The organism is Aerococcus christensenii, assembly GCF_001543105.1.
GTDB lineage: Bacteria > Bacillota > Bacilli > Lactobacillales > Aerococcaceae > Aerococcus > Aerococcus christensenii.
Window position 1 is genome coordinate 353,406 of record NZ_CP014159.1, and the last position, 23,567, is coordinate 376,972.

20 protein-coding genes and 1 riboswitch are annotated in these 23,567 nt (G+C 38.5%); of the genes, 5 read left to right on the forward strand and 15 right to left on the reverse strand.

Going from position 1 to position 23,567, the window contains the following annotated elements; genetic code table 11:
• Window positions 1-27: 27 nt before the first annotated feature.
• Both AWM71_RS01765 and pdhA read right to left on the reverse strand, forming a co-directional pair.
• Entirely contained in the window at window positions 28-1,008 is a 981-nt protein-coding gene (locus tag AWM71_RS01765; RefSeq protein ID WP_060776380.1) for an alpha-ketoacid dehydrogenase subunit beta, read from the reverse strand.
• A gap of 2 nt (window positions 1,009-1,010) precedes the next feature.
• Window positions 1,011-2,114, reverse strand: coding sequence for a pyruvate dehydrogenase (acetyl-transferring) E1 component subunit alpha (gene pdhA, locus AWM71_RS01770; RefSeq protein ID WP_060776381.1), 1,104 nt, complete (start codon window positions 2,112-2,114; stop codon window positions 1,011-1,013).
• A 383-nt stretch (window positions 2,115-2,497) separates the two neighbouring features.
• On the opposite strand from pdhA, the gene def reads away from it, so the two are divergent.
• The gene (gene def / locus AWM71_RS01775) at window positions 2,498-3,076 is read left to right on the forward strand and encodes a peptide deformylase (RefSeq protein ID WP_060776382.1); all 579 of its coding nucleotides are present in this window, start codon (window positions 2,498-2,500) and stop codon (window positions 3,074-3,076) included.
• A gap of 59 nt (window positions 3,077-3,135) precedes the next feature.
• On the opposite strand, the gene coaBC is transcribed toward def, so the two are convergent.
• The 4 genes from coaBC to pyrR form a co-directional block, all read right to left on the reverse strand.
• Window positions 3,136-4,350: a bifunctional phosphopantothenoylcysteine decarboxylase/phosphopantothenate--cysteine ligase CoaBC gene (gene coaBC, locus AWM71_RS01780; protein ID WP_082632688.1), complete on the reverse strand. Its 1,215-nt coding sequence runs from the start codon at window positions 4,348-4,350 to the stop codon at window positions 3,136-3,138.
• Between the two features lie 15 nt (window positions 4,351-4,365).
• A complete protein-coding gene (gene thrC, locus AWM71_RS01785) occupies window positions 4,366-5,874 on the reverse strand; it encodes a threonine synthase (protein WP_060777430.1) in 1,509 nt (502 codons plus the stop codon).
• A gap of 146 nt (window positions 5,875-6,020) precedes the next feature.
• Window positions 6,021-6,587, reverse strand: a complete 567-nt coding sequence (gene thiT / locus AWM71_RS01790) for an energy-coupled thiamine transporter ThiT (RefSeq protein WP_060776383.1) — start codon at window positions 6,585-6,587, stop codon at window positions 6,021-6,023.
• Between the two features lie 119 nt (window positions 6,588-6,706).
• A riboswitch (TPP riboswitch) is annotated at window positions 6,707-6,804 on the reverse strand.
• Window positions 6,793-7,338 (reverse strand): bifunctional pyr operon transcriptional regulator/uracil phosphoribosyltransferase PyrR, encoded by a 546-nt coding sequence (gene pyrR, locus AWM71_RS01795; RefSeq protein ID WP_060776384.1) that lies wholly within the window; start codon window positions 7,336-7,338, stop codon window positions 6,793-6,795. (Overlaps the previous riboswitch by 12 nt.)
• A 150-nt stretch (window positions 7,339-7,488) precedes the next feature.
• Here pyrR and AWM71_RS01800 point away from each other — a divergent pair, with 150 nt between their 5' ends.
• Entirely contained in the window at window positions 7,489-8,799 is a 1,311-nt protein-coding gene (locus tag AWM71_RS01800; protein ID WP_060776385.1) for a hydroxymethylglutaryl-CoA reductase, degradative, read from the forward strand.
• A gap of 109 nt (window positions 8,800-8,908) precedes the next feature.
• Here the strand turns inward: AWM71_RS01800 and AWM71_RS01805 are convergent, their stop codons facing one another.
• The 5 genes from AWM71_RS01805 to opp3b all read right to left on the reverse strand — a co-directional run bounded on the left by AWM71_RS01805 (window position 8,909) and on the right by opp3b (window position 14,475).
• Entirely contained in the window at window positions 8,909-10,072 is a 1,164-nt protein-coding gene (locus tag AWM71_RS01805; RefSeq protein ID WP_060776386.1) for a hydroxymethylglutaryl-CoA synthase, read from the reverse strand.
• A gap of 366 nt (window positions 10,073-10,438) precedes the next feature.
• On the reverse strand, window positions 10,439-11,371 hold the full coding sequence (locus AWM71_RS01810; RefSeq protein WP_060776387.1) for an ABC transporter ATP-binding protein: 933 nt from the start codon (window positions 11,369-11,371) through the stop codon (window positions 10,439-10,441).
• Window positions 11,364-12,482 carry an ABC transporter ATP-binding protein gene (locus tag AWM71_RS01815; RefSeq protein ID WP_060776388.1) on the reverse strand — a complete coding sequence of 373 codons (1,119 nt, stop codon included), beginning with the start codon at window positions 12,480-12,482 and terminating at the stop codon, window positions 11,364-11,366. Before AWM71_RS01815 ends, AWM71_RS01810 begins: the two co-directional genes overlap by 8 nt.
• Before the next feature lie 10 nt (window positions 12,483-12,492).
• Window positions 12,493-13,530: an oligopeptide ABC transporter permease gene (opp3C, locus tag AWM71_RS01820; RefSeq protein WP_060776389.1), complete on the reverse strand. Its 1,038-nt coding sequence runs from the start codon at window positions 13,528-13,530 to the stop codon at window positions 12,493-12,495.
• Window positions 13,531-14,475 (reverse strand): oligopeptide ABC transporter permease, encoded by a 945-nt coding sequence (opp3b, locus tag AWM71_RS01825; protein ID WP_060776390.1) that lies wholly within the window; start codon window positions 14,473-14,475, stop codon window positions 13,531-13,533.
• Window positions 14,476-14,540: 65 nt separating this feature from the next.
• Here opp3b and AWM71_RS01830 point away from each other — a divergent pair, with 65 nt between their 5' ends.
• A complete protein-coding gene (locus tag AWM71_RS01830) occupies window positions 14,541-14,906 on the forward strand; it encodes a DUF3899 domain-containing protein (protein WP_060776391.1) in 366 nt (121 codons plus the stop codon).
• Window positions 14,907-15,195: 289 nt separating this feature from the next.
• On the opposite strand, the gene AWM71_RS01835 is transcribed toward AWM71_RS01830, so the two are convergent.
• The 3 genes from AWM71_RS01835 to AWM71_RS01845 form a co-directional block, all read right to left on the reverse strand.
• Window positions 15,196-16,821: a peptide ABC transporter substrate-binding protein gene (locus tag AWM71_RS01835; RefSeq protein WP_060776392.1), complete on the reverse strand. Its 1,626-nt coding sequence runs from the start codon at window positions 16,819-16,821 to the stop codon at window positions 15,196-15,198.
• A gap of 251 nt (window positions 16,822-17,072) precedes the next feature.
• Window positions 17,073-18,698, reverse strand: coding sequence for a peptide ABC transporter substrate-binding protein (locus AWM71_RS01840; protein ID WP_060776393.1), 1,626 nt, complete (start codon window positions 18,696-18,698; stop codon window positions 17,073-17,075).
• A 198-nt stretch (window positions 18,699-18,896) separates the two neighbouring features.
• The gene (locus AWM71_RS01845) at window positions 18,897-20,267 is read right to left on the reverse strand and encodes a Sapep family Mn(2+)-dependent dipeptidase (protein WP_060776394.1); all 1,371 of its coding nucleotides are present in this window, start codon (window positions 20,265-20,267) and stop codon (window positions 18,897-18,899) included.
• Between the two features lie 134 nt (window positions 20,268-20,401).
• On the opposite strand from AWM71_RS01845, the gene AWM71_RS01850 reads away from it, so the two are divergent.
• Window positions 20,402-21,508, forward strand: coding sequence for a M24 family metallopeptidase (locus tag AWM71_RS01850; RefSeq protein ID WP_060776395.1), 1,107 nt, complete (start codon window positions 20,402-20,404; stop codon window positions 21,506-21,508).
• A gap of 192 nt (window positions 21,509-21,700) precedes the next feature.
• Here AWM71_RS01850 and AWM71_RS01855 read toward each other — a convergent pair whose 3' ends face one another.
• Window positions 21,701-21,907, reverse strand: a complete 207-nt coding sequence (locus AWM71_RS01855; RefSeq protein ID WP_060776396.1) for a hypothetical protein — start codon at window positions 21,905-21,907, stop codon at window positions 21,701-21,703.
• Window positions 21,908-22,066: 159 nt separating this feature from the next.
• Here AWM71_RS01855 and metK point away from each other — a divergent pair, with 159 nt between their 5' ends.
• A complete protein-coding gene (gene metK / locus AWM71_RS01860) occupies window positions 22,067-23,278 on the forward strand; it encodes a methionine adenosyltransferase (RefSeq protein WP_060776397.1) in 1,212 nt (403 codons plus the stop codon).
• Window positions 23,279-23,567 lie beyond the last annotated feature (289 nt).

Here is a 23,567-nt window from a genome sequence, read left to right on the forward strand (position 1 = left end):
TCATCCCTTCTGTATTTATCCTAACTATTAGAAGTTAATAGTTTTCTTAACGGCTTCCTTGATGTCTTCTACATTTGGTAACCAATCATTTTCAGCTAAACCAAATGGATAAACAGTATCTGGAGAAGCAACAAATTCTACAGGTGCTTCTAAGGAAAGAATATTCCGCATAGAGATTTCAGCAATAATATTGTTTCCAGCACCAGCTTCACGCTGTGCTTCTTGAACCATGACTACACGTCCTGTCTTTTGAACAGACTTGCCGATGGTTTCATAATCAACTGGAGAAACAGTTCTTAAGTCAATAACTTCAACAGAAATGTTTTCTTTTTCTAATTCTTCTGCTGCTTTGAGGGATTCACGTACCATGTAACCATAAGAAATGATTGTTACATCTTTCCCTTCACGTGCGACATTTGCTTCACACAATGGAACGGTGTATTCTTCTTCAGGTACTTCTTCACGGAAAGAACGATACAATTTCATATGTTCTAGGAAGATGACTGGGTCATTATCACGAATAGCTGAGATTAAAAGTCCTTTAGCATCATAAGGGTTAGAAGGAATAACCACTTTAATACCTGGCGTTTGAACAAACAAACCTTCAACAGAGTCTGCGTGCATTTCTGGTGTATGAACACCACCACCAAATGGTGAACGAACAGTAATTGGGAAATTACGTGTTGCGCCATAACGGAAGCGGTAACGAGACATTTGACCTGCAATAGAGTCCATTACTTCAAACACAAATGCGGAGAATTGAATTTCCATAATTGGACGGAACCCTTGTAAGCATAGACCGATAGCTAAACCACCAATACCGGATTCAGATAATGGAGTATCGATAATACGGTCTTCACCATATTTATCAAACAAGCCTTTTGATGCACGGAAAACCCCACCGTTCTTACCAACATCTTCACCAAATAGTAAGAGCTTGTCATTACGTGCCATTTCTTGATCCATCGCTTCAGTGATGGCTTCAATCATTGTTTTTCCTTTTGCCATGCTTAGTCACTCTCCTTTGCTTCAAAAATAGCAATTTGTTCTTTGATATTTTGTCCTGGATTTTCAAACATGTACTTCAAGAAGTCAGAAACTTTTTGTTTAGGTTCAGCTTCAGCAGCTTTAATTGCTTCTTGAATTTCTTCTTTCAAGCTTTCAACATATTCTGTTTCTGTCTTTTCATCCCAAAGTCCCTTGTTTTCAAGGAAAGCACGGTAACGAATTAATGGTTCACGAGAAGTCCATAATTCAATATCTTCTTTTGTACGATAAATCTTAGGATCATCACCAGAAGTAGAGTGTGCGCCTAAGCGGTTTGTGATGGTTTCAACTAAAACAGGACCATTACCTGCTGCTACCCATTCACGTGCTTGTTTAGCAACTGCATAAACAGCTAATGCATCGTTTCCATCTACTTGTACTCCAGGGAATCCCGCTGCAACTGCCTTTTGTGCTAAAGTTTTAGCAGCACTTTGTTTAAAGCGAGGTGTGGAAATCGCAAATCCGTTATTTTGAACAAAGAACACGATTGGAGCTTTGAAACGACCTGCATAGTTCCATGCTTCATAAGAGTCACCCTGGCTAGAACCACCATCACCTGTATAAGTATAAGAAACATTCTTGGAGCCATTTAATTTTTGACCAACGGCATTCCCCATACCTTGCATTAATTGTGCCCCGATAATAATTTGTGGAGGCATTGCGTTCAAACCTTCTGGATATCTGTTTCCATCAACGTGACCACGTGACCAATGGAAAGCTTTTTCAATAGAAAGACCTTTAGCCACAAGTTCTGGGATATCACGATAACCTGGGAATAGCCAGTCACCTTCTTCAAAAGCATAAGAACTTGCCATTTGGGAAGCTTCTTGGCCATAAGTAGGTGCATAGAATCCTAAACGACCTTGACGAGAATAAGCCATAGAACGTTCGTGAAGAGTTCTAGAGAAGACCATTCTCTTCATCAATTCTACGAGTTGATCGTCTGTCAAATCAGGCATAATGTCAGGATTAACGACATTTCCTTCTTCGTCTAGTATGCGAACCATCTTAAATTGGTCAGCGATACCAGCCAGTTGTGCTTCATAATCTACTGGTTGTTTTGCCATCTGTACACATTCCTTTCTGAATAAAAACCTATTAAAAAGTGTATCTAAATTGTTCTAATCACTCTTCACTCTCTCAATTTATCATCTTCCAAAATCAATTTCAACGAAACCTCTTCCAGATTTTAAACTTTCTATATTAATACAGCTCTCTTATATGTGAAAGCATTAACAGAATATACATGTTAACGCTTTCACATTACCGTCGTTACACTGTTTGCTGAGGGAGCAGCTTCTTTTCAGTTCACTGTTCATCTGTTTTATTTCTGTTTCTTTTTTTATTCCTTGTTTATATAACATCCGACCTTTGACTTATTCTCTATTATTTGAGAAAATATGTTATTGTAAGACACGTGTTTGATCACGTAACGTTGAGGAGGAACTTTATGTATTATATGAATGACATTACCAGAGACGGAGAGCCTGTCCTAAGACAAGTTTCTGAAAAAATCGAATTTCCTTTAACCAAAAAAGATTTGCAACTCGCCCATGATATGATGGAATATCTCTACAACAGTCAAGACCCTAAAATCGGTAAGGAAATGGGACTTCGCGCAGGGGTTGGCTTAGCTGCTCCACAAGTTGGTGTAGGTCGCCAAATGATAGCCTTATTAGTTCCGAAACTTGATCCAAACGCTTATGCTGACGATTTCGACCTAGAAAAAGTGATGGTCAATCCTAAAATTGTGAGCCATTCCGCCGAAAAAATCTGTTTGAAAGAAGGCGAAGGCTGTCTCTCCGTAGATGACGATGTTCCTGGTTATGTTCCACGTTACGCGCGCATTACCGTTACTTATCAAGATATACAAGGGAATTCCTACAAAAACCGTTTTAAAGGATATCCCGCTATTGTCCTCCAGCATGAAATCGATCACTTAAATGGTCATCTTTACTATGATCGAATCAATCATGAATCACCTTTTACATTGGAAGATTTAACTTATTTACTCGGTGAAGAATATTAATAAAGGTGCTAAAAAGGCTGCTCTTTCTCTCTTAAAGGAAAGAACAGCCTTTTTTTCTCTTAGTGACGATCCCGTTGAATTTCTTGCAAAATAGCAGCCGCAATCTTAAATTTATTAGCTAACGGGATCTTAACTTCAGAATGCTGAGTGAGAATAGTTACCGCATTATTTTCAGAACCAAAACCTATATTTTTTTGACTGACATCATTGGCAACGATCATATGCACGCCCTTTCGTTGAAGTTTCTCTTTGGCATAGTCTTCCACATGATCCGTCTCCGCTGCAAATCCCACTAAATAGGTCGTTTCATTCGATAACCCTTTTAAAATATCTGGATTTTCTACAAGATTGAGTTGCAGACCAGTAGCTTTTGGTTTAGACTTGTCCTTTTTAATCTTTCGTTGACTTTGATTTTCAACTCTAAAATCACTCACCGCAGCTGCCATAATAAGCACATCCGCCTCAGCATTAAGTGCGGTCATGACATCATTTAATTCGCAAGCGGTTGTTATCTCTCGGGTTTGGATTTGAGGTAAAACAGGTAGTACTTGTGCACTTTTGGCACAAACAAGGGTCACCTCTGCGCCCGCTAAGGCTGCCACATAAGCCAAAGCGACTCCCATCTTCCCACTTGACCGGTTTCCAATGAAACGAACTGGGTCAATAGCTTCTTCAGTTCCTCCCGCACTAATGGCGACTTTTTCTCCAGCTAAAGAAAACTTCCCTTTGAGATCTTCTAAAGCACTCAAAGCATATAGCGCCTGCAAAATTACCTCCGGATCAGGCATTCTTCCCTTGCCAGAATATCCCTCCGCCAGAAAGCCATCCTCAGGCTCAATCACAAAAAGGCCAGCTTCTTTGAGGGTAGCTATATTTTTTTTTGTGGCAAAATTAGACCACATGTTACTATTCATCGCTGGAACAAGCATCTTCGGACACGTCATCGCCAAGAGTGAAGAGGTTAGCTCATTATCTGCCAGTCCATTTGCCATTTTAGAAAGAGTATTGGCAGTTGCTGGAATAACTACTGCTAAATCTGCCCAATCCGCTAAATGAACATGTCCCACCTCTTCTGGATAAATCTGCAGTTCTAATAACACAGGATATTTGGTCAAGACCTTTAAAGTCTCAGCTGTCACAAATTTCTCAGCTTGGGGTGTCATGGCTACTCTGACTTGAGCGCCTGCCTTTATCAATCCTCTTACAAAAGAAGGAACCTTATAAGCTGCTATTCCTCCTGTTATCATAACAGCAATTTTCTTTCCTTTTAGCACAATAATCTCCTTCCTCTATTTCTTTTTCTGATGAATAATTGCCAAAACATAATCTTTCATTTCTTCTACTGTAGCTTCCATCCGATGACGAACAGGTGCTTGAAATAAAGCTGTAATTGTCGGTGGAAAAGCTATCCCACTTTTTTGGTGAATAAACTCTAATCGCTCTCTATCTGTTTCAGGATTTTCTACAGCTAAAGCTTTTAAAATAGCTTCAGGAAATTTATAAGGACTAGCCGTTGAAACAATAATATTTTTCCCTTTTAAACCCTTCTTTGCCTTATGACCACATACAGAAGCCACCGCTGTATGGGGATCCATAAGGTATCCTTCTTTAGTGTATACTGTTCCAATCTCTTTTAAAGTTTCTTCTTCACTCGCATATTCTCCCACAAAATCTGACAGCTGTTTGCGAACTTCATCAGAGAGATGATAACTTCCCTTAAGATTGAGAGCGTCCATATAGTCCTTTACTTCTTCACTGTTTTCTCCAACCGCATAGTATAAGAGACGTTCAAAATTAGAAGAAATCAAGATATCCATCGAAGGGGAAATCGTTAACTTAAAGGGACGACATCTGTCATAAGTTCCTGTTTGGAATAAATCATAAAGAACCGTATTGTCATTGGAAGCACACACGAGCTTATCCACAGGAAGCCCCATTTTTTTGGCATAATAAGCCGCTAAAATATTTCCAAAATTTCCAGTAGGTACTGTAAAATTGATCTTCTCTCCCTCTTTTATCTGTCCTTCTTTAAGGAGCTGCGCATAAGCATAAAAATAATAAACTATTTGAGGAAGCAGACGGCCAATATTCATAGAATTTGCCGACGAAAACTGACAGCCTTCTTGAGCTAGCTTTTCTCTAAGTGAAACATCATTGAACAATTTCTTCACTTGATTTTGGGCATCGTCAAAATTCCCTTCTACGGCTATGACATAAGTATTTTCTCCTTCTTGCGTAATCATCTGACGTTCTTGAATGGAGGAGACCCCTCCTTTGGGATAAAAGACGATAATCTTTGTCCCTATTACATCCTTAAAGCCCGCCATAGCCGCCTTACCAGTATCTCCAGAGGTTGCCGTTAGAATCACAATTTCATTTGTATTGTGATTCATTTTAGCAGCTTTTTTCATCAAATGAGGCAAAATAGAAAGTGCCATATCTTTAAAAGCAATCGTTTGTCCATGAAACAATTCCAAGTGATAGTGGTCTCCTACCTGCACCAAAGGCGCCATCCTCTCATCATCAAAATTCTCACCATAAGCCGCTTGAACACAAGCCTTAATCGATTCTGCACTAAAATCCGTCAAAAACAGCCCCAACACCCATTCCGCCATCTCTTGATACGTATAGGTCTTCACTTCCTGCCATGTCCGATTGATTCGTGGAAAATCAACCGGCACATAAAGCCCCCCGTCTTCTGATAAACCTTGCAAAATCGCTTGTGAAGCAGTTATTCTGATCCGATTGTCCCGCGTGCTTGTATATAACATAGATGCCCTCCTCAAGTCACTAATCATCGTGTTAATCATATCATACTTCCTTTCGCCCTGAGGAAAAACTTTCTTTTCCCTTTTAAATCCCTTCTAACATAAAAAACGTCAAAAAAGACGTTCTTTTATAGAAAAGAACGTCTCATGTATGCGATATAACTGAGAAGAAAGCTTTATTTTTTAGGCTGATACAACACAGGAGCCGTTTTGAGTAAAAGTCCCACAGCAATCGCTGCAACCACCCAAGTGGCCAGCCCTGTTCCACCATTCACCATCAGCGAATACATCCAAGGATTCATCCCTTTCGGGGCATAAGACCGCCAAAAGAAATAACCCGCTAGAAAATGAACAAAATATTGTACAAACATCCCGATAAAAGTTGACGCACCTACCCAGGTAAAGAAGGAAGCCAACTTCTTCTCGTCCAGTGCCTTTTTGATTTGAGGAGCAAAAGTCCCCGCAAATCCCGCCATCATAAAAGCGAAGAAATATTCGATAAACACTTGAACGGGTGTCAGAATCGTTGCTTGCCCCGTCAGTAATTGGATCATTCCAAATAAAAAGCCTGCATACATACCCGCACGCACATTATGACGAATAGCTATCACATAGAGAGGAATCACTCCTAAATTGACCCCTAACCCACTCCCATTCGTCGTCGGTAAAAGACCAATAAGATAAGCAAGAACCCCCGCCATAACAATTTCTAATAGATATAATAGCCGCTTATTCTGTCCCATAGGATACCTTCTTTCTCTTCTGTTGGAAGATCATGTGGCCCTTTTATTTTTTCTGCTACCTTGCCCCTCTTTCTATCCTTCTGTTAATAATAAAAACAGGTAAGAAAGTCCCCTTACCTGTCCAGTTAATCGCACTTTCTTTCGCTAGCATTACCTAGTTACAAGTTCAAAGGGTCTGTTTCTCACATCTCAGCTTAACGCTCCCCTAGTGTTTCAATGATTGAATAATGTATACGCCGTCTTCTGGGTCACAATTTTTGATCCGCACCTGCACCGCTTCTTCTCGAGAAGTGGGAATATTTTTCCCTACAATGTCTGCTCGGATCGGTAGCTCGCGATGACCTCGATCAATCAAAGTCACCAAAGAAATTTTACTTGGGCGACCATAATCTACCAACGCGTCCATTGTAGCACGAATTGTTCTTCCTGTCATCAACACATCATCACAAATAAAGACATGTTTACCAGTCACTGAAAAATCTAACTGATTTAAGTGGAGTGTTTGCTTTCTTTCCAGACTGGTTACATCATCCCGATACCCACTAACATCCAAAAAGCCTAACGGAATCTTAACTCCTTCTAATTCTTCAATACGCTGTGCTATCCGTTCCGCAATCACTGCTCCTCTTGTTCGAATACCTACAATAGCCATATTTTCATGTCCATGATTTCTTTCTAACACTTCATAAGTCATTCGGGTTATTGCGCGACGCATCTCATCTTCATTTAGTACTTCTTTTCTTTTTTTCATACTCGTCTCCTCATTCTTTTCTCTGGTATTATTGTATCGAATCCTTTGCTATTGTGCAATGCATACCCTAAGCCTTATCTCCTTTCTCTTTATTCTACCTACAACTTCCGCTATACTAAGAGTATTACAAAAAGGAGACGATAATAAGCTATGAGGTCTACACCCTTTTACCATTTATCTCTAAAAGAAAGATTAGAAATCCTTGTTCAAGGAGGTCATATTACCCCTGACCAAGCAACTTTATTAGAAAACAACCAGTCTCTTCCCCTGGCTACAGCTGACCACATGATCGAAAATGCCATTGGAACTTACACCCTCCCTTTAGGAATTGGAAAAAATTTTGTCATTAACGGCAAAGAAATCCTTATTCCGATGGCTATCGAAGAACCAAGTGTGGTGGCCGCCGCTTCAAATGGTGCTAAAATGGCTCGAGCAGGCGGAGGTATCACCGCCCATGTCCTTACCCGACTACTCACCGGAGAAATTGTTTTCACCGGCCTTTCTTCCCAAAAAGAAGCTAAGATTTTGGAAAGGTATATTCACTCCCACCAATCCCCCCTCATTCAGCTAGCGGAATCTGCCCACCCTTCTTTAAAGAAACGCGGCGGAGGGATCAAAAAAATTACCCCTTACTTCCAAGAAGACTCCGAAGAAAATTTTTTCATATTATATGTCACTTTAGATACTCAAGAAGCCATGGGGGCCAATATGACAAATACCATGTTGGAAGCTTTAGCACACCATCTAGAAACACTCAGCCAATCCGACAAAAATTTGCCGCCTTTGACTTGTTTAATGGCTATTCTAAGTAACTATGCCACTAAATCTCTCGTTCAAGCTGACTGTGAGGTTCCTGTCCAAGCTTTAGGCAAATCCATAGAAGCCGGTACAGCCATCGCTGAACGCATTGTTCAAGCTAGTCGTCTCGCTCAAATTGACCCTTACCGCGCATGCACTCACAATAAAGGCATTATGAACGGAGTAGACGCTGTTCTTATTGCTTCAGGAAATGACTGGCGAGCAAACGAAGCCGCCTGCCACGCCTATGCTGCAAAAGATGGAAAATATCGGGGACTAAGCCAATGGACTTTCGATAAACAGACTCAACGCTTAAAGGGAACACTCACCCTTCCCCTCACAGTAGGAAGTGTCGGTGGCTCTATCAAAATTCATCCCACCGCTCAAATTGCCCATCAACTGATGCAGTCCCCCAATGCCAAAGAATTAATGCTTATGATTTCTAGTGTCGGTCTTTGTCAAAATCTTGCCGCTTTGCGTGCTCTAGTCAGTGAAGGCATTCAAGCTGGCCACATGGCCCTTCAGTCTCGCTCCTTAGCCATGAGCGTTGGAGCAAAAGAGGATGAGATCGAGCCACTCACAACTCTCTTAAAAACAAGCTCCACCCTTTCCCAAGAAGTTGCAAGGCGCCTTCTCTCTCAACTTCGTCAAAATACCCTTTAACAATAAAAAAAGCACCGCTTTTCCAACTAGCTCTCAAAAGTTGACGATCTAAGTTCAACTTTTCAAAGCCGCTCTCTAAAAGTCGGTGCTTTTTTGTATGGATATTCTTTTATTTTCTATAATACCGGCAATGCCCTTCTAACTTATCCAATCTAAAGAAATCCTCATCTCGGTGAGGAGGAATATTTTGTAAAGAGCCGTCTTCAACCAACCCTTCTTCAAAAAAGTTTTCATATTCTGCTATACTTAATTTTTGGCGCCCATTAAGAAGATTAGCATGAGCAGTTGGCTGAAGGTAATTCTCGAAACCTTCCACTAATTCCAAAGAATAAAACTCACCTACTGCGCCTGATCCATAACTATACATCCCAATTTTATCTTGGGCTTGAAGATTTTTTCCATTTTCTAATAAAGAAAAGAAGCTCAAATACAAAGAACCGGTATAAATATTCCCTACGCGCTTATTGTAAAGGCGACTCGCTTCATAGTATTCATAATAAGTGGCCTTGTCCTCTTCCGCCATATCCTTCGTCAATTGATTTAGGCCTTTCTTCCCCATCTTAGTATAAGGGAGATGGAAACAGAAGGCTTTGAACTCTTTCAAATCTCGGCTATGGGTTTTGCGGTAATCTGTCCATGTTTCTTCTAAAGCTTTCAAGTAACGATCGTTGGAATAATGACCATCTACGCAAGCATTCCTCGTATAATTCGGACGCCAAAAGTCATTAACATTGACACTATAATAAGTAGCATCGTCTTTCACCACGGCAACGGAAGGTTGAGCTGCAATAATCATTGCCACAGCTCCTGCTCCTTGAGTGACTTCCCCTGAAGTTTTTAACCCATAGCGAGCAATATCCGAACAAACTACCAAGGCTTTGGAGTTAGGATGAAGTGTCACATGTTCAACAGCCGTTCTTAAAGCAAAAGTTCCGCTATAACATGCCTCTTTCATTTCTATACAACGTGCTTTAGCTTGAATGTTTAAACCGTCATGCAAAAGAATCGCTCCGGCTTTGGATTGATCGACACTTGTTTCAGTAGCCAAAATAACCAAGTCAATCGCCTGACGATCCTCTTCTGTGATTAAGGGATAAGCGGCATTTAAAGCCAAACTAATGGTATCCTGAGACAAGGGAGGTACCGCTTGTTCTTCTTGACCCAAACCAATCAGATATTTATTCGGATCTTCTCCTCTAGCCTTTGCTAAATCTTTTAAATCAATATAATACTTTGGTACATAAAAATTGAACCGATCAATTCCTACTTGCACTTTTTATCCCCCTTACACATTCTTACTCTTTCCAAAGATTTATTGTAACACATCCCCTCCTTTTGCATGAAAGAGGAAAATAGGACTTAATAAAAACAAAAGATTTCAAAATCGTCCGTTGCTATATGCTATAATAAAATAAAATAGAATTGGAATGAGGAGGAAAAACATGTTTAAGAAAGCCCTCACACCTGCTCAAAAAAAGCGAAACCATAAAATAATCTGGTATTCTTTTTTACTCATTATTTTATTGATTCAAAGCTACTTAGACCGTAAGAATAACGCTTAGTCATTCTCCTTTTATTTACAGAAAAGCCTGAAAAAAGATGTTTACTTGTCTTCTTTCAGGCTTTTTGTTTGATATTTTTAAGCTTGACGTAATTGACGATAATAGTCGACTTCACTATCTAAGCAGTAAATAAAGTGCCCAGGAGAAACTTCATGCATACTTTCTTCACCGGTAAACTCTTTATGATCATAAGGAATACGGTGACGATTGCGTTCATGAATAGGGTCTGGTTGAGGAACAGCAGAAAGTAAACTTTGAGTATAAGAATGAAGCGCGTGATAATACAATTCATCCGCTTCTGCTAATTCTACTAATTTGCCATGATACATAACGCCAATGCGGTCAGAAATATATTTAACCATGGATAAATCATGTGCAATAAAGAGATAGGTTAACTTATATTCTTTTTGAAGTTGTTGTAAAAGATTAACAACCTGCGCTTGAATAGAAACATCCAAAGCAGAAATTGGTTCGTCCGCAATAATCATCTTTGGATTGACAGCTAAAGCCCGGGCAATCCCAATTCTTTGTCTCTGACCCCCAGAAAATTCATGCGGATAACGAGAAACATGATCTGGTTTCAAACCAACCACTTTCAAGAGTTCACGCACACGCTCTTTGCGTTCTTTGTCACTAGCTCCAATTTTATGAATGACTAATCCTTCCGCAATAATATCTTCTACTTTCATCCGTGGATTTAAAGAAGCGTAAGGATCTTGAAAAATCATTTGAATATCTTTTCTAAAAGAGAGTTCTTCTTGATAGCTCTTAATTTTAGAAATATCATTTCCTTCAAAAATAATTTCTCCTGAAGTGGGTTTATAAAGATGCATAACCGCCCGTCCAGTTGTCGTCTTTCCAGAACCAGATTCTCCAACTAAACCGAATGTCTCCCCTTCATAAATTTCAAAGTTAATATCATCAACCGCTTTAACTTCATTCTTTTGACCAACATTAAAATACTGTTTTAAATGTTTAACGGTTAATAAGGCTTTATTTTGATCAGTCATGACAAGCCTCCTTCTTTTGTGCTTGTTTATGGGCTTGATCTAAGACCCCAATATTTTCATGCGTATCTGTTGCGCCTTGTGATTGAAGTTCTTTATACACTTCAAATCGACGTTGAATTTCATCAGGTGCTTGTACTGCTGGACAGTCTGGATGAAGCAACCAAGTCGCTGCCGCATGCGTCTCTGAGACTTTAAACATCGGAGGTTCTTCTTCATAATCAATAGCCATCGCATAATCACTCCGCAAAGCAAAAGCATCTCCTTTTGGAGGATCTAATAAATCTGGAGGAGTTCCTGGAATAGAGAGGAGCTCTCCTTCCGTATCCAACGTTGGCATGGAAGTAATTAATCCCCAAGTATAAGGATGCTGTGGATTGTAGAAAATTTCATCCACTGTTCCGTATTCTACAATTTTGCCGGCATACATCACTGCCACACGGTCAGCCACATTAGCTACTACTCCTAAATCATGAGTAATAAAAATAATTGACGTCTGACTAGTTTCTTGCAAGCTCTTCATTAAATCTAAAATTTGTGCTTGAATAGTCACATCTAAAGCGGTTGTTGGCTCGTCAGCTATTAAAATCGATGGACGACAAGCCAAAGCAATGGCAATCACAATACGCTGCCGTTGTCCACCAGAAAATTGATGAGGATAATCTTTCATACGGCGCTTTGCATTTGGAATACCTACTTGTTCCAGCAACTCTAAAGCCCGTTTATAAGCTTCTTCTTTGCTGGTGTTTTGGTGGATCCGAATAGGCTCTGCTACTTGATCTCCAATTCGCATAACTGGATTCAAAGAAGTCATTGGATCTTGGAAAATCATAGCAATATCTTCCCCACGAATGGCTTGCATTGCCTTATCATCTTTTTCGAGGAGGTCTTCTCCTTTAAAGATAATATGTCCTCCTTTATAAACAGCGTTATTCGCTAATAGGCGCATAATCGTACGAACAGTCACAGATTTTCCTGACCCAGATTCTCCAACAATAGCTAAAGTTTCTCCTTTTTTCACTTCAAAAGAAACGCCTCGAATCGCTTGAACTTGGCCAGCAAAAGTATCAAATCCGACTTCTAAATTTTTTACTTCTAAGATATTTTCACTCATTGCTAACCTCCTAATCATTTATCTTAGGATCTAAAGCATCCCGTAACCCATTGGCTAACATATTAAAGGAAATCATCACTGAACAAAGAACTCCAGCTGGATACCACATAAGATGTGGCAAGAATCTGAAAGTCTTGTATCCATCATTAATCAATGTTCCCAAAGAAGCTTGGGGTGCAGGAATTCCTAATCCAATAAAGCTCAAGAACGCTTCAAAGAAAATCGCTGCTGGAATAGAAAAAATGGTTTGGATAATCACTACCCCTGCAATATTAGGTAAAATATGCTTCACCGCAATATTAAAACCCGATTCCCCTAAAGAACGTGCAGCTAACACATATTCTGCATTTTTGATTTTTAAGGTTTCTGCCCGAACTAACCGAGCCATAGTGATCCATTCTGTAAAAGCTAAAGCAATAATAATGGAAGCAATCCCTGGTTTTAATACTAATAAAAGCAAAATCACAATAACAAGATTTGGTACCCCAGACATAACTTCTAGAAAACGTTGCATCAAATTATCGACTCTGCCACCAAACCATCCAGAAACAATTCCGTAAGGCACCCCAATCACTAAATTAAGAGTAGCTGCAACAATACCAATAAAGAGAGAAACGCGCGTTCCGTATAAAATCCGAGATAAGAGATCTCTTCCTAAAGCATCCGTTCCTAAATAGAAATATTGCCCATTCGGCACTCCAGCGTGTGCATAAGCATCAATCGCTGCACCTGCCACTCTCGTTTTTCCATCAAATAAAGATAACCATTCTAATCCAGGAATTTTAGGAGGTAAGTTAGCAAATTGAGCGTTTTGAGCTGCATAATCATGAGGAGCTAACAGGGGAGCCATTAAAGCCAAAACTGTTACAATAACTAAAATCACTAAAGATACAATTGCGGCTTTATTTTTCGTTAATCGACGCCAAGCATCTTGAAGGAAGCTCAGAGAAGGTGCAGAAATGGTCTCAGCATCCATAAAGTTTTTATGGGACACTGGTTTAAAATTATCCGCTGACATAGCTTTTATAGCGAGATTTTTTTCAGCCATCTAATTTTCCCCCTCACTAGCCACACGAATACGTGGATCAATAATACCGTATAAAATATCAACAATTAATAAAATAACAACTAAGGAAGTCGAATAAAACATCGTCATTCCCATAATGGTCGAATAGTCATTTGTTGTAATTGACTTAACGAATTGTTCTCCAATTCCCGGAATAGCAAAGATATTTTCAACAACCATTGACCCTGTCATCAAGGCAACAGATAGAGGCCCTAGGATCGTTACCAAAGGAATCAAAGCATTTCTTACTCCGTGCTTGAAAGCCACCGCTGTTCGACTCAATCCCTTAGCTCGCGCTAATTCAATATAATCAGAATTCAACACATCCACCATCTCCGTACGTACAAATCGTGCAGAGTTCGCTAAAGGCGAAATAGCTAAAGCAATGGTTGGAAGAATAGAAGAAGCAAATCCTTTATCCCACAAAGCAATTGGAAACCATCCCAATTTCACCGCAAAAATAAGTTGTAATAACACAGCAAACACAAAGTTAGGAATAGATTGCCCTAAAATAGATAAGAAGGTTAATGTTGAATCTATCCATGTATTCCGATACATAGCAGACAAAACACCAAAAACTGTTCCAATCACAGTCCCTAAAACTAAGGCTTGCGCCCCTAATTGAATAGATGGCCAAATTCTTGCTCCTAATAATTCGGAAACAGGCGTATTATTAAATTGGAAAGAAATACCAAAGTCCCCTTTGACCATTCCAAAAATATACCGAATATATTGAACAAAAATGGGATCATTTAAGCCATAGCGTTCATTCATAATATAAATTTGCTCAGGTGACAATTTATCTTCATTAGAATAAGGGGTTCCTGGCAGTAACTTCATCAAGAAAAATGTAATCGTTGCAATTAGAAATAGTGTGAGAATCATAAAAAATATTCTTCTAAGTAAAAATTTCCCATAAGATTTCATAAATTGCAGCACCTCCTCATTTATGGTAACTTAAGACTAATAGGAAAGAAAAAGAAAGGGACACCATGAAAAAAAAATTAAAATTAATTTTATTGATCGTTTTAACGCTATTACCCCTACTCTACCACTTAACCCTCTCTTCAAAGGGATTCTTTTTAGACCTTAGCAACGGCTATTTTATGATAGCCGGCTTTATCCTTATTCCTTCTTTAGGTCTATGGATCATCCATTCTGGGACTTTTGACAACTTCCATGCTATGTGGAAGAAATATGGCCTTCACCTGTTTCGACCAAATCCCGTTCAAGATAATCAAGAACCTCTTGTTCCTTTGTCGGATTTAATGACAAAGAATTATCAACAAGGACTAATGATAGGTGGCTTTTTCTTAACGTTATCTCTTACATTTTTAATATTATACTTACTATTTTAGCAAAAATCATTGCACTTTTGTTTGAAATTTCATAAAAATTTAAAAAAACGCCAAAATTTAATCTTTTTTTGAAGGAAAAATCGTTTTATTGAGATTCCATCCAAAATTCCACTCCTTTTATGGCATAAAATCTAACACATTCTTCTTTTCCTAACCTTTTTAACATTTTTTCTTCTCATCATCTCCTCCCAATCTCTACCAAAAAAGCTAGGCCCTCTTGCCTAGCTTTTTTTGCATCTAGTAGAGAATCTTTTCTCTTAGTCATGTCATAAATGGTTCACTTCTGAAATTATTCAAAATAAGCTGTTCTAAAGTCAAATTCTAAATTGACAGGTCTAAAGATAATTCCCTTTAAGCGAGGATTGCGCAATTGAGTTTCTGCCGCTTGATAAAGAACTACTAAAGCATGATCATCGGTCAATATTTTTTGCGCTTTTTTGAAATCTTCCCAACGTTCCTTAGGTTTCAACGCATCTTCATTGGCAGCTTTAGCTAAAATGGCATCATATTCTGCATTACTATAATCCCCTGAATTATACGCATTTCCTGTCTTATAAAGGTCATAGAAGTTAGAAGCATCTGCATAATCTGCTCCCCATTCCGTTAAGACCAAATCAAAATCTTTCTTTTTCATTTGTTTTAAGCGATTTTTCTTTGGAACATTAACCAATTCTACTTGAACACCTGGCAAATGATTTTGAATCTGCCCTTGAATATATTGACATTCTTTTTTCGCTTTTTCATCATCATCTGCTAACAAACGAATGGTCAGTTGATCTTTTCCTAATTCTTTTTTAGCTTCTTCCCATAATTCTTTAGCTTTGTTACCATCTGCTTTTTCTGGGACAGCAACTTCATCTACAAAGTCTTTTTGAGTGTCTGGATTAAAATAAAATTTCTTTGGCAAAAAGGTAGAAGTAGCAACCGATCCATCTCCAATAATTTGTTGGGTAAGAGCCTTATTGTCGATAGCAAAATCAATAGCTTCACGAAGCTTTGCATTATTTAGATAATCTTTTTTCCGGTTAAATTCAAGATAACTTAGCCGTGCTTTTTCTCTCTTCACTGCTTTAGGATGATCTGCAAATTGTTTCACCGTCTCACCCGTTAAAATAGCATTATCGATTTTTCCAGCCTCAAATAAATTCACATTAGTCGAAACTTCTTTCATTACTTGAACTTCGATTGTTTCAACCTTCACCTTATCTGCTGCAAAGAAATTAGGATTTTTCTTTAACGTCCACTTATTAGAGGAACCATCCCATTCTGTGATTTGGTAAGGTCCACTTGCTAAAACATTTTCTGCAGACGTCCCATACTGATCGCCTTTTTCTTCTACAAACTTCTTGTTTAAAGGATAGAAAGAAACAAACGCCAATAAGTGATTAATATACGGTGTTGGACGATTTAATCGAATTTCAATCGTATAATCATCCAAAGCTTTTACTCCGATCGTTTGATAATCTTTTTGTCCCTTCAAAATTTCAGGACCATTTTCAAAATTTTCTAGCAAATATGAATAGGAAGCTCCTGTCTTTGGATTTGCTAATCTTTGAACTGCATATACAAAATCATGCGCTGTAATCTTATCCCCATTAGCCCATTTGGCATCTTCACGTAATTTTATTTTAACTAATTTTCCATCTTTAGAAATTTCAGGAAGCTCCTTAGCTAACGAAGGATGAACTTCATTTTTTTCATCTTCCCAAAATAATCCTTCTTGCAAATGTCCAAGATAGTTAGCTGCATTGATATCTTGAACTAACGAAGAATCTAAAGTGGATAACTCAGTTGGTGCCGCATACACTACTTTATTTTCAGCTGCTCCTTTAGAGTTCTCTGAAGATTGACTACACCCAGCACTTATCAAAGCCATTCCTGTTAACCATCCAACCATTACTTTCTTCAATCGCATGATTTGTTTGCCTCCTTAAAAATTAGATATTTTTACCATTTTATCTCTTTTTTAACAAAAGTCAATCAATTTTGAAAATACAAACAAATAAAGCATCTTGATTATTAAATGTAAGGAAAGTACTCTGATAATCCTTCTAACCTCTTCTTAATTTAAAAGAAAATCGTATCAGATTACCACTTAAAAAGTGATGCTCTAATACGATTTTCATCTATTTTATTCTTCTTTATTCTTCTAATTCTTCACTAAACTTATTTGGCATCTTTATCGATATAAGCAGAACGATAATCAAAGTCTACCCCGCCACTCCGGTAAACAATACCTTTTACACGAGGATTTCTTAATTCAGCATCTTTAGCTTGATAGAGAACCACAGCAGGAACATCTTCTGTAAAGAGTTTTTGAGCTTTTAAAAAGTCTTGCCAACGTGCTGCTGGATTTTCTGCATCTTGTATAGATGCTTTCTTTAATAAAGCGTCATATTGAGCATTTGAATAGTTAGAACGATTGTAAGCATTTCCTGTTTTGAATAAGTCAAAGAAGTTGCTTGCATCTGCATAATCTGCTGACCAACCAGATAAAGCCATGTCGTAATCTTTATTATTAACCTTAGCAATTCGATTTTTACCTGGCAAAGTCACAAGATCTACATGAACGCCTGAAAGGGTATTTTGAATTTGCCCTTGAATATATTCTCCAACTTTCTTAGAGCCTTCATCATCAGAACACAATAATTTCACAGAAATCTCGCTCTTACCCAATTCAGCTTTGGCCTTTTCCCATTTTTCTTTTGCTTTATTCACATCATAAGCCGAAGGAATATTAGCATCGTCGACAAAATCAGCCCCCGTTTCTGGGTTAAAAATAAAGTCTCTAGGAATAAAAGTACTGATCGCTGTAGAGCCGTCTGCTTTAATCTTGTTTGCTAACTCTTCATTGTTAATCGCATGAGCAATAGCTTGTCTGAAATCTTTATTTTTCAGTGCAGGATGTTCATGATTCATTTGAATGTAATAAGTTGAAGCTTGTGGGCGATATTGAAGCGATGGGTTGCCTTTATATTGTTTGACCACTTCTCCACGTAGAAGAGCATTATCTACTTCTCCGTTTTCAAATAAATTAGCTGCCGTCGCATTTTCTTTAATAACTTGGACATTAATTTCGTTTAATTTTACTTTATCCGCGTTGTAGAAATTAGGATTTTTCTTCAATTTGAATTTTAATCCTGTTCCATCCCAATCAGTAACTTGGAAAGGTCCAGAAGCAATAGAATTATCAGAAGATGTCCCATAGCGATCGCCTTTTTCTTCTACAAATTTCTGATTTAATGGAGAAAAACAACAAAAGGCTAATAAATGATTTAAGTATGGAAGAGGTTTGGATAATTTAATTTCAATGGTGTAATCATCCAAAGCTTTTACCCCAATTTTATCAACAGGCGCCTTTCCAGCTAATACTTCTTCAGAATTTTCAAAACCATCTAGCAGATAAGAGTAGGCTGCCCCTACTTTAGGATCTGCTAACCGGTGAATAGCATACACAAAATCATGCGCTGTAATCTTATCTCCGTTGGACCACTTGGCATCTTGTCTCATTTTGATAGTATGCGTCAAACCATCTTCTGAAACTTTTGGTAATTCTGTTGCTAGATCAGGTTGAGGTTGATTCTTTTCATCCTCCCAATACAAGCCGGCTTGGACTTGTCCAATGAAGTTTCCACTCGTCGTATCTTGACTAAGGGTTGAATCTAACGTTGACATTTCTTGTAATTCTGTTCTATTCACTACATCCGTTTTGGAAGAGTTTCCCCCACCACATCCAGCGAGACCCAAAGCAGTTCCAGCTAAGAAAGTTAATGCATATTTTCTTAGTTTCATATAAATCCCTCCTATTTCTTCTTGGATTACATTAGCAAATATAACTCCCAATTTACTGACAATTATAACAATTCTCCCAGCTATTAAACAAGCCCTGTCAATGCTTCTTAAGTGATATTTTTTTATTTTTTATCCAAAAAACTCTTATTTTCTTCACTTTTTAACTTTCACACTTTGCTCAGTTTTTATTTTCTATTTTTAGAGTTCTTCAAGTTGTCCAAGTTTTCTTAGGGTTTCTGTATACAAAGCCAACAACGTTTCAAGCGAATCTATACAAATATACTCGTTAGCTTGGTGAGCAATTTTTTGATCGGTTGGCAGACTTGCTCCAAAGCTAACACAATTAGGAATAAATTTACTATAAGTGACTCCCCCACTAATTTGTAATTCTTGATCCAAATCTGGATAAAATTCTTTATAAGTCTGCATCAAAGCCTGAATAGCTGGGCGATTAGCATCCTGCAGAGTCCAAGGAACATCATAAGTCACTAAAAATTCAAAATCCGGGAAACTTTTTTGCAATTGCTCAGCTAACCAACGACTATCTGTTGAATTTGGATAGCGAATATCAATTTCAAACATAATTTCTCCGCTTTCTTTCCAATGGATTGTTCCTAAGTTAAAGGTTAATTTTCCCATTTCCTTTGTTCCTTGAGCAATCCCTACACCTTCTCCATTAAATTGTCCCAATCTTTCAAAAAGATAGCTGGCATAATCATCTTGATAAGCTTCTGATACAAGTGCTAATGCTTGTACGATCGCATTAATCCCTAATTCAGGCGTTGAGGCATGCGCCCCTACTCCCTTAATGTCAATTTGAACCTTATCTTCTACTTTGTGTATTACCGCATCTATATTGTGCAAGTTGCAATAGACTTCAGCCGGCTTACTATTTGAGGTCTTAAGAATAAGTGTAGCTGAAGATGCCACCACATTAGAACCTTCTCCTCCCTTCAAACTGAGGATCAAACTTTCTTTTGGAACTTGACTGCTACATTCAACAGTGTAAGCTCCCTTTTCCCCTATACAAAGTGGGAAAGTTCCATCCGGCGTAAAGGCAAAATCAGGAGCAGGAACTTGCCAACGATAGTATTTCATATCATCCATATTCGTTTCTTCATCCCCACCATAAACTAAACGCAACTGATTTTTCAAAGGAATGCCGTAATCTTTTAAGATCTTGAAAGCATAGTAGACTAAAACGGCAGCTCGTTTCATGTCATCAGTGCCGCGCGCATAGAGACGATTTCCTATAATTTCTGCAGAAAAAGGATCTCTATCCCATCCAGCACCCACGCCAACAACATCTAAGTGACTAACGACCTCCACAGTCTTTTCCTTCCCGGTATGAGGAGAATCAATAGTGACTACATGTCCTTCATAATTTTTAACCACAAAGCCATCCTTTTTAGCCATATTCTCTATCCAATTCAAAGCTTCAGCTACCCCTTTACCATAGGGCTGCCCTTCTTTAGCAGTCGTCATATCTCGTACAGACGGAATACGTAAACAAGCTTGTAAACTTTCAATTAAATCCTCACGATAAGCAGCAAAATCTATCCTTGCCATGAAATCTCCCTCTTTCCTTCACTTATCTTTTCTCTAGTCTAACAAAACCTTAAGCTAAGATCTATTACTAAAAAAGAATTTATTCTTTAGATTCATGCTATAATAAGGACAAATCCATTTATAGGAGGTTGCCTATGTCGAACAACAGGCTGGAAATATTAAAACATACCCTTATTCAAAATCATCTTGATGCATTCCTTATTTCCGATCCTTTTGCCATTTCTTACTACTATGATATAGAGTTTGATCCTAACGAAAGAATTTGGTTAATGATTGTTCAACCTGATCAACAACCTATCCTTATTGCTAATGAATTATTTGTATTCGAGCAACCAGAAGGCACAAAAGTTCATTGGATTAAAGACGGAGATTCTATTGTAGATTGCTTAGAAAGTTCTGGCTTCCTGTCCTCTTCCTCTCCTTCGCTTACGATAGGTGTAGATAAGTCAATGATTGCCGGATGGTTAATGCCTTTGATGGAAGCTTTCCCTCAAATTACTTGGCAATTGGCAGGAGACATCGTAGATAATCAACGGGCGATAAAATCTTCCGAAGAACTTACAGCTTTAAAAGAAGTGGCCAACATCACCGATCGGTCCATTGCACGTTTGATTGAGGAAGTTATTCCTTATGGGCCAAGTGAAATAGAAGCATGCGAAGCCTTGAAAAAAATATTCGTTGAAGAAGGAGCGAATGGAGGCTTAAGTTTTGAACCAATTATCGCTTATGGAGCGAATGGTGCAGACCCCCATCATGTTCCAGACCATACTCTCCCACACTTAGGTGATTCTATCATTATTGATGTTGGATGTCGTCATAATTTTTATTGTTCAGATATGACTCGAACTGTCTACTACGAACAGCCCTCCCAAGAAGCCCTAACTATCTATCAAACAGTAAAAAGAGCTCAAGAACTCGGCTTTGAGGCAGTCTCTGTCGGTCAGCCCTTAAGTCAAGTAGACCTCGCCGGAAGAAACTATATTAGTCAAGCTGGTTATGGCCAATACTTTACTCACCGTATTGGTCATTTTATTGGACGACAATGTCACGAAAAAGGAGACGTTTCTTCTGTTAACGATCAGCTGATCCAAAACGGAAACGCCTTCTCCATTGAACCTGGTATTTACCTTCCTGGAAATACTGCCGTACGTATTGAAGATATTTTCATCGTGCATGATGGCAAAGCAGAACGTTTAAATAATTACTCGCATGAATTACAGATAATTTCCCCTAAAAAATAAAAAAACTTTTAAAGTCTGGTCACTTTGAAGAGCGATCAGACTTTAAAAGTTCAAATAACTAAAACTAAAATGTACCATCCGATTAAATAAGCGCATAATCATTGGTCCAACTATCCAAGCTAATATTAGCGCAATTAAAACTAAAAAAATAACTCCCCATCTCTTTGAGGATTGGGTGGGAGAAGACCAAGATCATTGTCGCTTTTTTTGAGTTTCAAAGAAAATCTCATTGGTATCTAAATCTTGGAAATTAGTTGAACGGAGTTTTTCCTGACAGGCCTTTTGAAAAGCTTGGCGATTGAACTCTTCTGTATTCTGATTGTACTGCATGGGATGAGAGTGGGTATTTTTTTCATGCTCATAAATTTTTCTGGCTTGTCGGTAGTCGCTTCTTCTCATCTCATCACCTCATTTACTTATAGTACAACCGCTACAATCTGTTGCTTTTCTGTTCTAAGTTTACCACAAATTTATTTTAATTGATAATGCTATACAACCTTACAAAATCAAACTTATGTGCTATGATACTAAAGATATGTATAAAGATAGGAGGATCCTATGTCAAAGGAAAAAAAATTATTTACTAGTGAAAGCGTCACAGAAGGTCATCCCGATAAAATTGCGGATCAAATTTCTGATGCTATTTTAGATGCTGCTTTAGCCCAAGATCCAGCCAGTCGTGTGGCATGTGAAACAATCGTTAACACGGGCTTAGTTGTCGTTTTTGGTGAAATTTCTACCCAAGCCAATCTTAACTATCAAAATATCGTTCGCGAAACCGTTCATAAAATTGGTTACTCTCGTGGAAAATACGGATTTGATTCAGAAAACCTAGCCGTAATCGTGGCATTAGACCAACAATCTCCAGATATTGCACAAGGCGTGGATATGTCTCTAGAAGCTCGCTCAGAAGAAGACTCCCAAGCAAATGAATCGGCTGTTGAATCTCTTGGGGCTGGCGACCAAGGCCTAATGTTTGGCTACGCTACTGATGAAACTCCTGAATTAATGCCTCTTGCTATTACCTTAGCACATCGCCTCACCCAACGCCTTGCTGAAGCTCGAAAAAGTAACGGACTCCCTTACCTTCGTCCAGATGGGAAGGCGCAAGTAACGGTAGAACTCGATGAAGAAGGACGTCCTTTCCGTGTGGATACCATCGTAGTTTCTACACAGCATTCAGAATCTGTCAGTCAAAAACAAATTCACCAAGATGTCCGCAAATATATTATTGAACCCGTTATTCCACAAGAACTATTAGATGATCACACCACCTACTATATCAACCCAACTGGTCGCTTTGTTATCGGGGGGCCTAAGGGAGATGCAGGCTTAACAGGTCGTAAAATTATCGTCGATACGTACGGAGGAGCTGCTCGTCACGGTGGAGGAGCCTTCTCTGGAAAAGATGCAACCAAAGTTGATCGTTCAGCTAGCTACATGGCACGTTATATTGCCAAAAATATCGTTGCTGCTAAATTAGCAAAACGTTGCGAAGTTCAATTAGCTTATGCCATTGGGGTCAGTGAACCTGTTTCAATTAGTGTGAACACTTTTAAGACCTCTACAGTAGATGAAGACAAACTATTAGAAGCCGTTCGTGAAATTTTTCCACTTTCTCCTTCCGGCATCATTTCTTGTTTGAACTTACGTCAACCAATTTACGAACCTACTGCAACCTATGGACATTTCGGCCGTCCTGCCGAAGGGAACTTCTTCTCCTGGGAAAAAACTGACCGCGTTCAAGCGCTTATTCAAGCTGTTAAATAAAATTTAATTACTGAATAGATAAAATTCTATAATACTTGGTGCTGATGAAAGTCCTTAACTCTTCATCAGCACCTTTTCTTTTTACAAACATACTTTCCACGCAAAGCACGTATTTTTTCAAAGATGAAAAAGTTTCCCTATTTCTCCGGCTATTAAAAAGCTCCCTTCTTAGAGACTATTAAACTCCTCATCTGGCAAGTTGACATAAAACCCTCTTTTCTTATAGAATTACAAAAAAGATATTTCAAGTAAAAAACTCTATTTTAGGCACACATGTTTGAGGCTTTTA

Bases quoted from the DNA above. Each gene is read 5' to 3' on its own strand.
- AWM71_RS01765 (WP_060776380.1), bottom strand. From the start codon at position 1,008: ATGGCAAAAGGAAAAACAATGATTGAAGCCATCACTGAAGCGATGGAT.
- pdhA (WP_060776381.1), bottom strand. From the start codon at position 2,114: ATGGCAAAACAACCAGTAGATTATGAAGCACAACTGGCTGGTATCGCT.
- def (WP_060776382.1), top strand. From the start codon at position 2,498: ATGTATTATATGAATGACATTACCAGAGACGGAGAGCCTGTCCTAAGA.
- thrC (WP_060777430.1), bottom strand. From the start codon at position 5,874: ATGATTAGTGACTTGAGGAGGGCATCTATGTTATATACAAGCACGCGG.
- thiT (WP_060776383.1), bottom strand. From the start codon at position 6,587: ATGGGACAGAATAAGCGGCTATTATATCTATTAGAAATTGTTATGGCG.
- pyrR (WP_060776384.1), bottom strand. From the start codon at position 7,338: ATGAAAAAAAGAAAAGAAGTACTAAATGAAGATGAGATGCGTCGCGCA.
- AWM71_RS01800 (WP_060776385.1), top strand. From the start codon at position 7,489: ATGAGGTCTACACCCTTTTACCATTTATCTCTAAAAGAAAGATTAGAA.
- AWM71_RS01810 (WP_060776387.1), bottom strand. From the start codon at position 11,371: ATGACTGATCAAAATAAAGCCTTATTAACCGTTAAACATTTAAAACAG.
- AWM71_RS01815 (WP_060776388.1), bottom strand. From the start codon at position 12,482: ATGAGTGAAAATATCTTAGAAGTAAAAAATTTAGAAGTCGGATTTGAT.
- opp3C (WP_060776389.1), bottom strand. From the start codon at position 13,530: ATGGCTGAAAAAAATCTCGCTATAAAAGCTATGTCAGCGGATAATTTT.
- opp3b (WP_060776390.1), bottom strand. From the start codon at position 14,475: ATGAAATCTTATGGGAAATTTTTACTTAGAAGAATATTTTTTATGATT.
- AWM71_RS01830 (WP_060776391.1), top strand. From the start codon at position 14,541: ATGAAAAAAAAATTAAAATTAATTTTATTGATCGTTTTAACGCTATTA.
- AWM71_RS01835 (WP_060776392.1), bottom strand. From the start codon at position 16,821: ATGCGATTGAAGAAAGTAATGGTTGGATGGTTAACAGGAATGGCTTTG.
- AWM71_RS01840 (WP_060776393.1), bottom strand. From the start codon at position 18,698: ATGAAACTAAGAAAATATGCATTAACTTTCTTAGCTGGAACTGCTTTG.
- AWM71_RS01845 (WP_060776394.1), bottom strand. From the start codon at position 20,267: ATGGCAAGGATAGATTTTGCTGCTTATCGTGAGGATTTAATTGAAAGT.
- AWM71_RS01850 (WP_060776395.1), top strand. From the start codon at position 20,402: ATGTCGAACAACAGGCTGGAAATATTAAAACATACCCTTATTCAAAAT.
- AWM71_RS01855 (WP_060776396.1), bottom strand. From the start codon at position 21,907: ATGAGAAGAAGCGACTACCGACAAGCCAGAAAAATTTATGAGCATGAA.
- metK (WP_060776397.1), top strand. From the start codon at position 22,067: ATGTCAAAGGAAAAAAAATTATTTACTAGTGAAAGCGTCACAGAAGGT.